This is a genomic window from Citrobacter portucalensis (genome assembly GCF_002042885.1).
Taxonomy (GTDB): domain Bacteria; phylum Pseudomonadota; class Gammaproteobacteria; order Enterobacterales; family Enterobacteriaceae; genus Citrobacter; species Citrobacter portucalensis.
Window position 1 is genome coordinate 119258 of record NZ_MVFY01000007.1, and the last position, 14248, is coordinate 133505.

General features: G+C 51.9%; 14 protein-coding genes. 8 read left to right on the plus strand and 6 right to left on the minus strand.

Annotated elements, in window-relative coordinates; translation table 11 throughout:
• Positions 1-25 precede the first annotated feature (25 nt).
• Positions 26-1468 carry a pyruvate kinase gene (gene pyk, locus BZK40_RS12505; protein ID WP_003034890.1) on the minus strand — a complete coding sequence of 481 codons (1443 nt, stop codon included), beginning with the start codon at positions 1466-1468 and terminating at the stop codon, positions 26-28.
• Between the two features lie 119 nt (positions 1469-1587).
• On the minus strand, positions 1588-2457 hold the full coding sequence (locus BZK40_RS12510) for a MurR/RpiR family transcriptional regulator (protein WP_008785051.1): 870 nt from the start codon (positions 2455-2457) through the stop codon (positions 1588-1590).
• A 364-nt stretch (positions 2458-2821) separates the two neighbouring features.
• Between BZK40_RS12510 and zwf the strand changes: the two genes are divergently transcribed.
• The 3 genes from zwf to kdgA all read left to right on the plus strand — a co-directional run bounded on the left by zwf (position 2822) and on the right by kdgA (position 7018).
• On the plus strand, positions 2822-4297 hold the full coding sequence (zwf, locus tag BZK40_RS12520) for a glucose-6-phosphate dehydrogenase (RefSeq protein WP_003833817.1): 1476 nt from the start codon (positions 2822-2824) through the stop codon (positions 4295-4297).
• Between the two features lie 233 nt (positions 4298-4530).
• Positions 4531-6342 carry a phosphogluconate dehydratase gene (gene edd, locus BZK40_RS12525; protein ID WP_079934736.1) on the plus strand — a complete coding sequence of 604 codons (1812 nt, stop codon included), beginning with the start codon at positions 4531-4533 and terminating at the stop codon, positions 6340-6342.
• A gap of 34 nt (positions 6343-6376) precedes the next feature.
• A complete protein-coding gene (gene kdgA / locus BZK40_RS12530; RefSeq protein ID WP_003034901.1) occupies positions 6377-7018 on the plus strand; it encodes a bifunctional 4-hydroxy-2-oxoglutarate aldolase/2-dehydro-3-deoxy-phosphogluconate aldolase in 642 nt (213 codons plus the stop codon).
• Positions 7019-7085: 67 nt separating this feature from the next.
• On the opposite strand, the gene purT is transcribed toward kdgA, so the two are convergent.
• Positions 7086-8264: a formate-dependent phosphoribosylglycinamide formyltransferase gene (purT, locus tag BZK40_RS12535; protein WP_079934737.1), complete on the minus strand. Its 1179-nt coding sequence runs from the start codon at positions 8262-8264 to the stop codon at positions 7086-7088.
• Positions 8265-8396: 132 nt separating this feature from the next.
• Between purT and yebG the strand changes: the two genes are divergently transcribed.
• The 4 genes from yebG to ptrB all read left to right on the plus strand — a co-directional run bounded on the left by yebG (position 8397) and on the right by ptrB (position 12057).
• Positions 8397-8687, plus strand: a complete 291-nt coding sequence (gene yebG / locus BZK40_RS12540) for a DNA damage-inducible protein YebG (RefSeq protein ID WP_032943780.1) — start codon at positions 8397-8399, stop codon at positions 8685-8687.
• Between the two features lie 121 nt (positions 8688-8808).
• The gene (yebF, locus tag BZK40_RS12545; protein WP_020996626.1) at positions 8809-9162 is read left to right on the plus strand and encodes a protein YebF; all 354 of its coding nucleotides are present in this window, start codon (positions 8809-8811) and stop codon (positions 9160-9162) included.
• A 94-nt stretch (positions 9163-9256) separates the two neighbouring features.
• Positions 9257-9916, plus strand: coding sequence for a tellurite resistance TerB family protein (locus BZK40_RS12550; protein WP_048216179.1), 660 nt, complete (start codon positions 9257-9259; stop codon positions 9914-9916).
• A gap of 86 nt (positions 9917-10002) precedes the next feature.
• Positions 10003-12057 (plus strand): oligopeptidase B, encoded by a 2055-nt coding sequence (gene ptrB, locus BZK40_RS12555; protein ID WP_172111165.1) that lies wholly within the window; start codon positions 10003-10005, stop codon positions 12055-12057.
• Here the strand turns inward: ptrB and exoX are convergent.
• The 3 genes from exoX to BZK40_RS12570 form a co-directional block, all read right to left on the minus strand.
• Positions 12048-12710, minus strand: a complete 663-nt coding sequence (exoX, locus tag BZK40_RS12560; protein WP_003833802.1) for an exodeoxyribonuclease X — start codon at positions 12708-12710, stop codon at positions 12048-12050. The genes ptrB and exoX overlap by 10 nt on opposite strands.
• A 23-nt stretch (positions 12711-12733) precedes the next feature.
• Positions 12734-13390 carry a carbon-nitrogen hydrolase family protein gene (locus tag BZK40_RS12565; RefSeq protein WP_008785043.1) on the minus strand — a complete coding sequence of 219 codons (657 nt, stop codon included), beginning with the start codon at positions 13388-13390 and terminating at the stop codon, positions 12734-12736.
• 106 nt (positions 13391-13496) lie between these two features.
• The gene (locus BZK40_RS12570) at positions 13497-13727 is read right to left on the minus strand and encodes a DNA polymerase III subunit theta (RefSeq protein ID WP_003034925.1); all 231 of its coding nucleotides are present in this window, start codon (positions 13725-13727) and stop codon (positions 13497-13499) included.
• A gap of 143 nt (positions 13728-13870) precedes the next feature.
• Here BZK40_RS12570 and yobA point away from each other — a divergent pair, with 143 nt between their 5' ends.
• A complete protein-coding gene (gene yobA, locus BZK40_RS12575; protein WP_003833799.1) occupies positions 13871-14245 on the plus strand; it encodes a CopC domain-containing protein YobA in 375 nt (124 codons plus the stop codon).
• Positions 14246-14248 lie beyond the last annotated feature (3 nt).

Consider the following 14248-nt stretch of genomic DNA (forward strand, 5'->3'; position numbering starts at 1 on the left):
GGCTTTTTTACATCAAACGCTGGGGTTACTCGACGGTCAGGATACGCGTGGTGTTAGTTGAGCCAATAGTGCTCATCACATCGCCCTGTGTCACAATCACCAGATCGCCGGAAACCAGATAGCCTTTATCACGCAGCAGGTTCACTGCTTCATTGGCGGCAACGACGCCATCTGTTTCGCTGTCAAAGTGAACCGGGGTGACACCGCGATACAGAGAGGTCAGATTCAGCGTACGTTCATGACGAGACATCGCGAAAATTGGCAGACCGGAACTGATACGAGAAGTCATCAGCGCAGTACGACCGGACTCCGTCATAGCGATGATAGCGGTGACCCCTTTCAGGTGGTTAGCAGCGTACATCGCTGACATCGCAATTGCTTCTTCAACGTTATCAAACTGCACGTCAAGGCGGTGTTTAGAGACGTTGATGCTTGGGATCTTCTCTGCACCCAGGCAAACGCGCGCCATTGCCGCGACGGTTTCCGCCGGGTACTGACCTGCTGCTGTTTCGGCAGAGAGCATTACGGCATCGGTGCCGTCGAGGACGGCGTTAGCCACGTCCATCACTTCCGCACGAGTCGGCATTGGGTTGGTGATCATCGACTCCATCATCTGTGTGGCGGTGATGACCGCACGGTTCAGCTGACGCGCACGGCGAATCAACGCTTTCTGAATACCTACCAGCTCAGGGTCACCGATTTCAACGCCCAGGTCGCCACGGGCTACCATCACTACGTCAGAAGCCAGGATGATGTCATCCATCGCATTCTGGTCGCAGACGGCTTCTGCACGTTCTACCTTGGCGACAATTTTCGCATCGCAACCGGCGTCGCGCGCCAGACGGCGGGCATAGTTTAGATCTTCGCCGCAGCGCGGGAAGGAGACAGCCAAATAGTCAACGCTGATTTGCGCTGCGGTAATAATGTCGGCTTTGTCTTTTTCGGTGAGGGCTTCAGCAGAGAGACCGCCGCCCAGTTTGTTGATGCCCTTGTTATTGGACAGCGGGCCACCGACAGTAACTTCGGTGAAGACTTTCATGCCCTGAACTTCCAGCACTTTAAGCTGTACGCGACCGTCGTCGAGCAGCAGGATATCGCCAGGCACGACGTCTGCAGGCAGTCCCTTATAATCAATGCCGACTTTTTCTTTGTCGCCTTCGCCTTTACCGAGGTTGGCGTCTAACAGGAACTTGTCGCCAACATTAAGAAAAACTTTACCTTCTTTAAAGGTAGATACGCGGATTTTAGGTCCCTGCAGGTCACCCAAAATAGCTACATGACGTCCCAGTTTTGCGGCAATTTCACGGACCTTATCCGCCCGCAGTTTGTGATCTTCTGGAGAGCCGTGGGAAAAGTTCATACGTACGACGTTCGCACCCGCGGCGATAATCTTCTCAAGGTTGTTATCGCGGTCAGTTGCCGGGCCTAACGTGGTAACGATTTTGGTTCTGCGAAGCCTTCTGGACATGTAATACTCCGTTGACTGAAACAACTAGGTGTTGCGTGAACATTAATCCGGCCGTTCTCAAATATTAACGGTAAAATGAACGACCCGGATGATAAAAGGGTAGAACATTGTTATTGCTTTTAGCGGTCATCACTCTTGATGAGTAATTCTTTATCAAAACGCGATTCCTTGAGCGCTTCCTTGACACGCTTCAAGTTATCTCTAAATTTTGCCCCTCGGCGCAAAGTAAATCCTGTAGCCAGCACATCTATCACGGTCAGTTGAGCAAGTCGAGAGACCATGGGCATATAAATGTCAGTATCTTCCGGTACATCGAGGGTAATAGCCAGCGTGGCTTCACGCGCCAGTGGCGTGCCGGGAGAGGTGAGGGCGATAACCATAGCGTCGTTTTCCCTTGCTAACTGCGCCAGTTCAACCAGACTTTTGGTTCTTCCAGTATGAGAAATAAGCACAATGACGTCGTCGTCGCTACAATTCATACAACTCATACGTTGCAGGACAATGTCGTCGGAATAGATTACCGGTACGTTAAAGCGGAAAAATTTGTTCATCGCGTCGTGCGCTACCGCGGCGGAAGAACCTAAACCAAAGAAGGCGATTTTCTTTGCCTGGGTTAACAAATCTACCGCCCGGTTTACCGCCGCGTTATCCAGCGACTGACGAACGTGGTCAAGGCTTGCCATCGCCGATTCGAAGATTTTCCCCGTATAAGATTCTACGCTGTCATCCTCATCCACATTGCGATTAACATAAGGGGTACCATTTGCCAGACTTTGTGCCAGATGCAGTTTAAAATCAGGGAAGCCACGCGTATCCATGCTACGACAGAAACGGTTCACCGTCGGTTCGCTGACGTTGGCTTCTACAGCAAGCGCAGCGATGCTTGAGTGAATTGCCTGCTCGGGAGAGGCAAGAATAATGTCGGCGACTTTACGCTCTGACTTGCTCAAATGTTCCAGTTTTAACTGGATTTTTTCCAGCATATTCATGATGTAGGTAGGCTCATGGGTCATGGGCAAAAACGATTTCAACGATAAGGGGAAATCGAGTGGTAACTCTGGTAGATAGTACCCCTGCTAGTGCAGCAACGGGGCAAAATGGACAAAATAGTTGTTGTTTTTTTTCATTACATGATCGGAGTCGGATTTTCATACTTCTTCATGGGTACGAAAAAGACGACTTTTTTATCCATTTTGATGGGTTATACGCCAATAAAGCGGCTGTTCGCGGTAACAGCACGGCTGGATAAGCGTTTACGGTTTCCGGATTCACGTAAAAGCAGTACAGTGCACTGTAATAAAATTACAACCAGTGTCTGGCAAAAGCACCAGGCACTTAATTGAGGAGAATGACATGGCGGTAACGCAAACAGCCCAGGCATGTGATCTGGTCATTTTCGGCGCGAAGGGCGACCTGGCGCGACGGAAATTGCTGCCTTCCCTGTATCAACTGGAAAAGGCCGGCCAGATTAACCCGGATACCCGCATCATTGGGGTTGGGCGTGCCGACTGGGACAAAGCAGCCTATACCAAGGTTGTGCGCGAAGCGCTCGAAACCTTCATGAAAGAAAAAATTGATGAAAGTTTGTGGGAAACCCTCAGCGGTCGTCTTGAGTTTTGTAACCTGGACGTCAACGACACCGCCGCGTTTAAGCGTCTGGGCAAAATGCTGGATCAAAAATCGCGTACCACCATCAACTATTTCGCAATGCCGCCGAGCACCTTTGGCGCGATCTGCAAAGGTCTGGGTGAAGCAAAGCTGAATGCTAAGCCTGCCCGCGTGGTGATGGAAAAACCGCTGGGTACATCACTGGCAACATCCCGTGAAATCAACGATCAGGTTGGCGAGTATTTCGAAGAGTGCCAGGTTTACCGCATCGACCACTATCTCGGCAAAGAGACGGTACTGAACCTGTTGGCACTGCGTTTTGCCAACTCCCTGTTTGTGAATAACTGGGATAACCGCACTATCGACCACGTAGAAATTACCGTGGCGGAAGAAGTGGGCATTGAAGGGCGCTGGGGCTACTTTGACCAGGCCGGTCAAATGCGCGACATGATCCAGAACCACCTGCTGCAGATCCTGTGCATGATCGCGATGTCTCCGCCGTCCGATCTGAGCGCCGACAGCATCCGTGATGAAAAAGTGAAAGTACTGAAATCACTGCGTCGCATCGATCGTTCGAACGTACGTGAAAAGACAGTTCGTGGTCAGTACACCGCCGGTTTTGCCCAGGGCAAAAAAGTTCCGGGATACCTGGAAGAAGAAGGCGCGAACAAGAGCAGCAACACGGAAACGTTTGTGGCGATCCGTGTGGATATCGATAACTGGCGCTGGGCGGGCGTACCGTTCTATCTGCGTACCGGTAAACGTTTACCGACCAAGTGCTCTGAAGTGGTGGTTTACTTCAAAACGCCTGAGCTGAACCTGTTCAGAGAATCCTGGCAGGACCTGCCGCAGAACAAGCTGACTATCCGTTTGCAGCCTGATGAAGGTGTCGATATCCAGGTACTGAACAAAGTGCCGGGGCTGGATCACAAGCATAACCTGCAAATTACCAAACTTGATCTGAGCTACTCCGAAACCTTCAACCAAACGCATCTGGCCGACGCTTATGAGCGCCTGCTGCTTGAAACGATGCGCGGCATTCAGGCGTTGTTTGTGCGCCGTGATGAAGTTGAAGAAGCCTGGAAGTGGGTCGACTCCATTACCGAAGCCTGGGCAATGGACAACGACGCACCGAAGCCGTATCAGGCCGGAACCTGGGGACCGGTTGCCTCTGTGGCCATGATTACCCGTGATGGCCGTTCCTGGAACGAATTCGAGTAAAATATCATCTAGCCCATAGGTGTTATTTTACCGGTAACATGATCTAACACAGATTGTAGAATAATTTTTGCACTTTTAAGCTCCGCGTGGATTCACCCGCGGGGCTTTTTTTATTACACTGCCTGAAACGATTTTGCCCCTGAGCTACGGCTAACAAGAGATTCAGCTGCTTTTAACCCAACTGAAACACATTGTTGATCCAACGCTCTGACAGATAAATTTTAGGAGCCTCTATGAATCCGAATTTGTTACGCGTAACAAAACGTATTGTCGAACGTTCTCGCGACACGCGTTCCGCCTACCTTGCCCGTATTGAACAAGCGAAATCGACTACCGTTCATCGTTCACAACTGGCGTGCGGTAACCTGGCGCATGGTTTTGCTGCCTGCCAGCCGGATGACAAGGCCTCGCTGAAAAGCATGCTGCGTAACAATATCGCGATCATTACCTCCTATAACGACATGCTTTCCGCGCATCAGCCGTACGAACATTATCCCGACATCATTCGTAAAGCGCTGCATGAAGCCAATGCGGTAGGGCAGGTCGCTGGCGGAGTTCCTGCGATGTGCGACGGTGTGACCCAGGGACAGGATGGGATGGAGCTTTCGTTGCTGAGTCGCGAAGTGATTGCGATGTCGGCTGCTGTCGGCCTCTCACACAATATGTTCGACGGCGCGTTATTCCTTGGCGTGTGCGACAAAATTGTCCCGGGTCTGGTGATGGCGGCACTGTCATTTGGTCATCTGCCTTCGATCTTTATTCCCTCCGGCCCGATGGCGAGTGGGTTGGCGAACAAAGAAAAAGTGCGCATCCGTCAGCTGTATGCTGAAGGCAAAGTCGATCGCATGGCGCTGCTTGAATCCGAAGCGGCGTCTTATCACGCACCGGGGACCTGTACGTTCTATGGCACGGCAAACACCAACCAGATGGTGGTGGAGTTTATGGGGATGCAACTGCCTGGGTCCTCATTCGTACACCCGGATGCCCCGCTGCGCGAGGCGTTGACCGCCGCGGCTGCTCGTCAGGTAACGCGTCTGACCGGCAACGGCAATGAATGGATGCCGATCGGTAAAATGATCGATGAAAAAGTAGTGGTGAACGGTATTGTCGCGCTGCTGGCGACCGGGGGGTCAACCAACCATACAATGCACCTGGTTGCGATGGCGCGCGCAGCCGGGATTCTGATTAACTGGGACGACTTCTCCGATCTGTCCGATATCGTGCCGTTGATGGCGCGTCTGTATCCGAATGGTCCGGCAGATATTAACCACTTCCAGGCAGCGGGAGGCGTGCCGGTGTTAATGCGCGAACTGCTGAACGCGGGTCTGCTGCATGAAGATGTGAACACCGTTGCCGGGTTTGGTTTATCGCGTTACACCATGGAACCCTGGCTCAACGATGGTGAGCTGGACTGGCGCGAAGGGGCAGCGAAGTCTCTGGACAGCAATGTGATTGCTACCATTGGTAAGCCATTCTCCCATCACGGCGGTACCAAAGTGCTGAGCGGTAACCTCGGGCGTGCTGTGATGAAAACGTCGGCGGTTCCGCTAGAAAATCAGGTAATTGAAGCGCCCGCGGTTGTTTTTGAAAGTCAGCATGATGTATTGCCGGCCTTCGATGCGGGACTGCTCGACCGTGATTGCGTAGTCGTTGTGCGCCATCAGGGACCAAAAGCAAACGGAATGCCAGAATTACATAAACTCATGCCGCCACTTGGTGTATTATTGGACCGTTGTTTCAAAATTGCGTTAGTTACCGATGGACGACTTTCAGGTGCTTCAGGTAAAGTGCCTTCAGCAATCCATGTAACCCCAGAAGCCTACGATGGCGGGCTGCTGGCAAAAGTACGCGATGGCGACATCATTCGTGTGAATGGACAGACAGGTGAATTGACGCTGCTGGTTGATGAAGAGGAACTTGCTTCTCGTCAGCCTCACATTCCTGACCTCAGCGCATCGCGCGTGGGCACAGGCCGTGAAATGTTCAGCGCGTTGCGTGAAAAGCTGTCCGGTGCGGAACAGGGCGCAACCTGTATCACTTTTTAAGACTTATTTTGTAATCAGGCGAGAGAAAACTCTGATGAAAAACTGGAAGACAAGTGCAGAAGCAATCCTGACCACTGGCCCGGTTGTACCGGTTATCGTGGTTAATAAACTGGAACACGCAGTGCCGATGGCAAAAGCGCTGGTTGCAGGCGGCGTGCGCGTTCTGGAAGTGACCTTACGTACCGCATGTGCGATGGATGCCATTCGCGCGATCGCAAAAGAAGTTCCGGACGCTATCGTTGGTGCAGGTACTGTACTGAATCCGCAACAGCTGGCTGAAGTAACCGAAGCCGGTGCGCAGTTTGCTATCAGCCCGGGCCTGACCGAGCCGCTGCTGAAAGCCGCAACGGAAGGCACTATTCCGCTGATCCCTGGTATCAGCACCGTGTCTGAACTGATGCTGGGTATGGACTACGGTTTGAAAGAGTTCAAATTCTTCCCTGCTGAAGCAAATGGCGGTACCAAAGCGCTGCAGGCAATTGCGGGTCCGTTCTCTCAGGTGCGTTTCTGCCCAACCGGCGGTATCTCTCCGGCGAACTACCGTGACTACCTGGCACTGAAAAGCGTGCTGTGCATCGGTGGTTCCTGGCTGGTTCCGGCGGATGCGCTGGAAGCGGGTGATTACGATCGTATTACCAAGCTGGCTCGTGAAGCAGTAGAAGGCGCGAAGCAGTAAGCCGTTAATGCGTAAACCGTAGGTCGGATACGGCATCAATGCTTTATCCGGCCTACGGGTCTGGTTTTTATCCTGCGACTTTCACCTGTGCGGCTGCGTCTTTCGCGCGTATCACCGCATCTTCAATGCTCTGTGCTGTGGCCAGCACAACGCCCAGACGACGGCTCCCGTCGATTTCCGGCTTGCCAAAGAAACGCACTTGCATACCCGCACCTACAGCGGCTTGCACGTTATCAAACGTGATATTCTGGCTGGTAAGTTGCGGCAGAATAACGGCGGAAGCAGAAGGTCCATACTGGCGGATTTCGCCAACGGGCAGACCGAGAAATGCACGTACGTGCAGGGCAAACTCAGACAGATCCTGCGAAATTAAGGTCACCATACCCGTGTCGTGAGGGCGAGGGGAGACTTCGCTGAAAATCACCTCATCACCGCAGACAAACAGCTCCACGCCAAACAGTCCGTGACCGCCCAGCGCCAGTACCACCTTGCGGGCAATCTCCTGCGCGCGCGCCAGCGCCAGGTCACTCATCTGCTGCGGCTGCCAGGACTCGCGATAATCGCCATCTTCCTGGCGATGACCTACCGGCGCGCAGAAATGCACACCATCAACGGCGCTGACGGTTAGCAGGGTGATTTCAAAATCAAAATTCACTACGCCTTCGACGATAACGCGTCCGGCGCCTGCCCGGCCTCCCTGTTGAGCATAGTTCCACGCCTCGGTGAGCTGATCGGCTGAACGGATAAAGCTCTGCCCCTTGCCGGAAGAACTCATTACCGGCTTCACAATGCAGGGATAGCCGATTTCGGCAACGGCCTCACGAAATCGTGTTTCGGTGTCTGCAAAACGGAAAGATGATGTGGGTAAAGACAATTCTTCGGCGGCGAGGCGACGGATTCCTTCCCGGTTCATGGTCAGTTGGGTCGCTCGTGCGCAAGGCACAACGTGTTGACCTTCCTGTTCCAGTTTGATCAGCATATCCGTGGCAATCGCCTCTATTTCCGGCACGATGTAATGTGGTTTTTCACGTTCGACAAGCTGGCGTAATGCCTCGCCATCCAGCATGTTAATTACGTAGGAGCGATGGGCAACGTGCATGGCTGGCGCGTCGGGGTAACGATCCACGGCAATGACTTCCACACCCAGGCGTTGGCATTCAATCGCCACTTCTTTACCCAGTTCACCTGAACCTAATAACATCACTCGCGTTGCTGCGGGACGCAGCGCTGTGCCTAATAACGTCATAAATTAATCCCCTGTTTTATCTGGGCGCAGTATATACGAAAACGTTTGCGTCTGTCTTTATTACCAGGTTGATTTCAGGGCTTAAAAAGAATATGCTGTACATAAATACAGGTAATTTAAGAGGCTGCAAAAATGGCGGTTGAAGTTAAATACGTAGTCATTCGGGAAGGTGAGGAAAAAATGTCGTTTACCAGCAAAAAGGAAGCCGATGCGTATGACAAAATGCTGGATACAGCAGATCTGCTCGACACATGGCTGGAGCAATCGCCGGTAGCGCTCGAAGACGAGCAGCGTGAAGCGCTTTCCCTGTGGCTGGCTGAGCAAAAAGATGTGCTGAGCGCCATTCTGAAAAACGGCAAGCTGCCTTCGCCACAGGCTGTCGAAAACGATGCACACACTGAGGATGATACTCAGGCTGCCTGAAACGACTTGCGCTCCTGACGTTTTGTACCATGCTTTTCCCTGAATCATTGTGCAATCCCTGACGTAATTTCACGTTGCCGCAGGCAACCTGAAGGATGAAGGGGAGATTAAGGAGAAAAGAATGTATAAAAAAAGAGCGTTATTGAGCCTGCTGTTATTGTCTGCCAGCGTATCGGTATTTGCGGCAAATATGGAAAGCAAGAATGTTCAGTTCCCCAAGTGCGAAGGACTGGATGCTGACGGTATTGCGGCAAGCGTGAAACGTGACTATCAGCAAAATCGCATCGCGCGCTGGGCTGACGATCAAAAACTCGTCGGGCAAGCCGACCCTGTCGCCTGGGTCAACACGCCCGATATTACGGGCAAAGACGGGAAATGGTCAGTTCCCCTGACGGTTCGCGGTAAAAGCGCGGATATTCACTATCAGGTAAAAGTCGACTGCAAAGCCGGAACGGCGGAATATCAGCCGCAGTAACTCAGGTATTTGCACATCTTTTGATGACCTGAACACTTCCTGACATCCCCTCGGGTACGCTTTGATGATTATTCGTCTGTACTTGAGGGGCAAAATGGCTAATTGGCTGAATCAACTACAATCTCTTCTTGGGCAAAAAGGATCCTCCACGTCATCTTCTGGCGAGCAAGGGCTGAGTAAACTTCTGGTTCCAGGCGCGTTAGGCGGTCTGGCAGGATTACTGGTTGCCAACAAATCTTCACGTAAATTACTGAGTAAATACGGCACCAGCGCGCTTCTGGTGGGCGGCGGTGCGGTTGCTGGTACCGTGTTATGGAACAAATACAAAGATAAAGTTCGCGCTGCGCATCAGGATGAGCCGCAGTTCGGTGTACATAGCTCACCGCTGGATGAGCGAACCGAGCGTCTGATCCTGGCGCTGGTTTTTGCGGCGAAAAGCGACGGTCATATTGATGCTAAAGAACGAGCGGCCATTGAGCAGCAGCTTCGTGAAGCGGGCGTGGAAGAGCAGGGCCGCGTTCTGATTGAACGAGCCATTGAACAACCGTTAGATCCCCAGCGCCTGGCGCAAGGGATCCGCAACGAAGAAGAAGCGCTAGAAATTTACTTCCTGAGCTGTGCGGCGATTGATATCGACCACTTTATGGAGCGTAGCTATCTCAATGCGCTAGGTGATGCGTTGAAGATCCCACAGGATGTTCGTGAAGGCATTGAACAGGATCTCAAAGAACAAAAACAGGCTTTACCGGGTTAATTACTTACCGCTAAGGCGCATGTTTCGCTTGCATCATTGCTGTCTTTTGCCACCCTTATAGGATGTTTAAGCAAAAGAACAATGACATGCTACCAAAAGCTTCTCGTATTCCCCACGCCATGACGCAGCATGGCGATACTCGTGTTGATAATTATTACTGGCTGCGAGATGACACCCGCTCGCAGCCAGAAGTGCTGGATTATCTGCAACAAGAAAATGCGTATGGCCGCCAGGTTATGGCCTCGCAGCAGGCTTTGCAGGATCGCGTCCTGAAAGAAATTATCGACCGTATCCCGCCTCAGGATGCTTCCGCCCCCTATGTGAAGAATGGTTATCGCTACCGGCATATTTATGAACCGGGGTGCGAATATGCTATTTATCAGCGTCAGTCTGCTTTCAATGAAGAGTGGGATGATTGGGATACTCTGTTGGATGGGAACCAGCGCGCGGCACACAGCGAGTTTTATACGCTGGGAGGACTGGCGATATCTCCGGATAACACCATCATGGCGCTGGCGGAAGATTATCTCTCTCGCCGGCAATATGGCGTGCGTTTTCGCAACCTGCAAAGCGGCAACTGGTATCCGGAAGTGCTGGAAAACGTCGAAGCGGATCTGGTCTGGGCGAATGATTCTCAGACTTTCTATTACGTGCGCAAGCACGAAACAACGTTATTGCCGTATCAGGTGTGGCGACATACGGTCGGCTCGCCATCGTCACTGGATGAGCTGGTGTATGAAGAAGCCGATGATATGTTTTATGTCAGCCTGCATAAAACCACCTCGCTACACTATGTGGTTATTCATATCGCCAGCGCGACCACCAGTGAGGTTTTACTGCTTGACGCAGAACTGGCGGATGCCGAACCGTTGGTCTTTTTAGCGCGACGCAAAGACCATGAATACAGTCTCGATCACTATCAACACAATTTTTATCTGCGCTCCAACCGTCAGGGGAAAAATTTCGGCCTGTATCGTACCCGCGTTCGTGATGAGCAAGCCTGGGAGACGCTGATCCCTGCGCGCGACAACGTGATGCTCGAGGGCTTTACGCTATTCACTGACTGGCTGGTGGTAGAAGAGCGTCAGCGGGGCTTAACCAGCCTACGACAGATTAATCGTAAAACGCGCGAAGTGGTCGGGATCGCCTTTGACGATCCGGCTTATGTGACCTGGCTTGCCTATAATCCAGAGCCGGAGACATCGCGTCTGCGCTATGGCTATTCCTCCATGACCACCCCGGACACGTTGTTTGAACTGGATATGGACACCGGGGAACGTCGTGTGCTTAAGCAGACGGAGGTCCCCGGATTTGATGCGGCAAATTACCGTAGCGAACACCTATGGATAACCGCGCGTGATGGCACCGAGATTCCGGTTTCGCTGGTTTATCATCAAAAGTATTTCCTGAAAGGAAAAAATCCGTTACTGGTTTATGGCTATGGCTCATATGGCGCCAGCATGGACGCCGATTTCAGCAGCAGCCGTTTGAGCTTACTGGATCGCGGCTTTGTTTATGCTATTGCCCATGTGCGTGGTGGTGGTGAATTAGGACAACAGTGGTACGAGGACGGTAAGTTTCTGCACAAGAAAAATACTTTTAATGATTACCTCGACGTCTGTGATGCGTTGCTAAAAATGGGCTATGGCGCGCCTGAGTTATGTTATGGCATGGGCGGAAGCGCCGGAGGCATGTTAATGGGCGTCGCCATTAATGAACGCCCGGAACGCTTCCATGGTGTTATTGCTCAGGTGCCGTTTGTCGATGTGGTAACCACAATGCTCGATGAATCAATTCCCCTGACGACCGGTGAGTTTGAAGAGTGGGGGAATCCGCAGGACGAAGAGTATTACACCTATATGAAAAGCTACAGCCCGTATGACAATGTAACCGCGCAGGCATACCCACATCTGCTGGTCACGACGGGATTACACGATTCCCAGGTGCAATACTGGGAACCAGCAAAATGGGTGGCAAAACTGCGTGAGCTGAAAACGGACGATCGTTTGCTGCTACTTTGCACGGATATGGATTCCGGACACGGCGGTAAATCCGGGCGTTTTAAATCTTACGAAGGCGTGGCCCTTGAGTACGCTTTTTTGATTGGACTGGCGCAGGGAACACTGCCTGCTCAGGCGTGATCCAAATAGTGTTTTAGCGTTAATCGCAGTTCCGGGCTCATATTGTCAAGGTTATTAAATAACCAGCGCAGATAGCCCGGATCGCGCTCAGCCACTTCTGATACCGGTTTTCCGCGGTACTTACCAAAAGTGAAAGTAGTGAGTAACGCGGGACGGCCGGTAATATCGACCATTTGATCGGCTGTCCAGCCTGACGTCTGCATGATGTCGATCAGCAGTGCCGCAGTGATGTAGCAATCGTACAGGGCGCGGTGATGGTGGAGACCCGCTGGCGTCTGGACGCTCAGCTTGCGCGATTTATACAGCGCCATGTTGCTGTATTTGATCCCCGGCCACAGCCGACGGGAGAGCTTCATGGTGCAAATCCATTCCCCGGGCATGTCGGGCAATACGCGGCGGTCAAAGCTGGCATTGTGCGCAACGTACCATTCGCTGCCGTAATACTGCGGGATGACGTCTTCAATCCATGGCTTATCGGCCACCATTGCTTCAGTAATGCGATGGATAGCCATCGCCTGTGGGCTGATGGGGCGGTCGGGGCGTACCAGGTGGCTCATGGGGTTGACTATTTTTCCGTCAACCACGTCGACAGAAGCAATTTCAACAATGCCTCCCTGTAGACCACAGGTTTCTGTATCTATTATGCGCAACATGCCATGCTCCTGACCCAAAACGACTAGCGTAATGGAATGATATCACCTTGCCAACCCCGTGGCGTGCGTTGGCCGGTTAACAGCAACGAACCGCTGTCTGCGCGAACAATCAATCGACCTCGTTCATCCCATAACGCACTGCTACCCCGCGCATTGGCCATTAATACCGCGATGGCAAATTTATGTGAGAAACTTTGTAGGCGAGATGTAGAGGAGAGCAATTCCGGTTCACTGACTGACTGGCAGCTGGTGAATAGCGAATAAGCCGGGTCGATATCAATGCCTTCCGGTTGGCTATCTACAACGCTGATGGCATTTCGCTGTCTGGCAATACAAGCCCCGTGGCTCTGATGGAAGGTTAATGGCGAAGTCATCCAGGGAGAGAAAAGCGCAATGCCTTTCACGAACCGGTTGTTATGTTCTACCGGTAGTCCCGCAATTATCGTCATGCGATAAGTCGCGGCGGCATGTGCGAGAGGTTCTAACAGCGCTTCATCGGGTGGGGCAGGAAGCGCGTCATTCTCATCAACACAACCCAGCAATGAGAGGGAAGGGAAGACCAGCAATTCACATTGGCATTGAGCTGCCGCATGAATGAATTGCAGGTGATGCGCGACATGTTCGGTAACTGAGGTGTGAAGAGGTTCGTATTGTGCTGCTGCGATTTTCCAGTATGACATAATGATTTCCTTTTCATAGTGTCTACAACCATCCTTAATGTGTGGATTAAGAATATGCTTATACTGTAGCAGGCGTCATGTAAGGAATCGTAACGTAATATAAGTTTTATTTAACTTTAGGCTCGTATGGTAAACGTGAAAGCGAAACGGATGCCAGGCGGTGCGCAATGAGTCTTTCGCGGAACCAGTCGCGTAAATGCTCTGGCTGTTCGCGTTCAACAACTTCTGCAACAACGGGCATATTGTATCGCTCCTTAAATGCCACTCCAGCCGCAGCCAGATCGACATTGACCTTGTCCATTTCCGCTTGCTCAAGTTTGGCCAGATTGATGTTCATGGGCTTCTCCTTTTCTCTGTCTTTCGGCGCGCAAAGTTACTAAGAGTGTGCGTTAATGGCAAGACAGAAATGATGATTCTCGACTCGACCATTGTAGAAGGTTATTCTCTACAGGTTAGACATAACAAAAAGGAATAGTTGAAATGGCTTCATCTGCATCTATGCTTCGCAACGCGCTCATCGTACTCGCCAGCGTTCTGGCAACACCTGCGGCATTGGCGCATGCCCACCTCACAAAACAAAGTCCGGCGGCTAACGCTGAAGTGGCGGCATCTCCTCAGGCGTTGACGCTGAATTTTTCTGAAGGCGTAGAGCCGGGATTCAGCGGTGCAACGCTGACCGGTCCTAACAAAGAACAGATCAAAACGGGCAAGGCATCGCGCAGTGAGCAGGACAAAACGCAGCTGATTGTTCCGCTTGATCAAACGCTTGAAGCAGGAAAATATACGGTCGACTGGCACGTTGTCTCCGTGGATGGTCACAAGACGAAGGGGCAATATACCTTTAGCGTGAAATAACCA

Excerpts from the sequence above, each read along its gene's own strand:
- purT (WP_079934737.1), bottom strand. The coding sequence starts at position 8,264 with ATGACGTTATTAGGCACAGCGCTGCGTCCCGCAGCAACGCGAGTGATG.
- kdgA (WP_003034901.1), top strand. The coding sequence starts at position 6,377 with ATGAAAAACTGGAAGACAAGTGCAGAAGCAATCCTGACCACTGGCCCG.
- edd (WP_079934736.1), top strand. The coding sequence starts at position 4,531 with ATGAATCCGAATTTGTTACGCGTAACAAAACGTATTGTCGAACGTTCT.
- pyk (WP_003034890.1), bottom strand. The coding sequence starts at position 1,468 with ATGTCCAGAAGGCTTCGCAGAACCAAAATCGTTACCACGTTAGGCCCG.
- zwf (WP_003833817.1), top strand. The coding sequence starts at position 2,822 with ATGGCGGTAACGCAAACAGCCCAGGCATGTGATCTGGTCATTTTCGGC.
- BZK40_RS12565 (WP_008785043.1), bottom strand. The coding sequence starts at position 13,390 with ATGTCATACTGGAAAATCGCAGCAGCACAATACGAACCTCTTCACACC.
- yebF (WP_020996626.1), top strand. The coding sequence starts at position 8,809 with ATGTATAAAAAAAGAGCGTTATTGAGCCTGCTGTTATTGTCTGCCAGC.
- exoX (WP_003833802.1), bottom strand. The coding sequence starts at position 12,710 with ATGTTGCGCATAATAGATACAGAAACCTGTGGTCTACAGGGAGGCATT.
- yebG (WP_032943780.1), top strand. The coding sequence starts at position 8,397 with ATGGCGGTTGAAGTTAAATACGTAGTCATTCGGGAAGGTGAGGAAAAA.
- yobA (WP_003833799.1), top strand. The coding sequence starts at position 13,871 with ATGGCTTCATCTGCATCTATGCTTCGCAACGCGCTCATCGTACTCGCC.
- BZK40_RS12510 (WP_008785051.1), bottom strand. The coding sequence starts at position 2,457 with ATGAATATGCTGGAAAAAATCCAGTTAAAACTGGAACATTTGAGCAAG.
- BZK40_RS12570 (WP_003034925.1), bottom strand. The coding sequence starts at position 13,727 with ATGAACATCAATCTGGCCAAACTTGAGCAAGCGGAAATGGACAAGGTC.
- ptrB (WP_172111165.1), top strand. The coding sequence starts at position 10,003 with ATGCTACCAAAAGCTTCTCGTATTCCCCACGCCATGACGCAGCATGGC.
- BZK40_RS12550 (WP_048216179.1), top strand. The coding sequence starts at position 9,257 with ATGGCTAATTGGCTGAATCAACTACAATCTCTTCTTGGGCAAAAAGGA.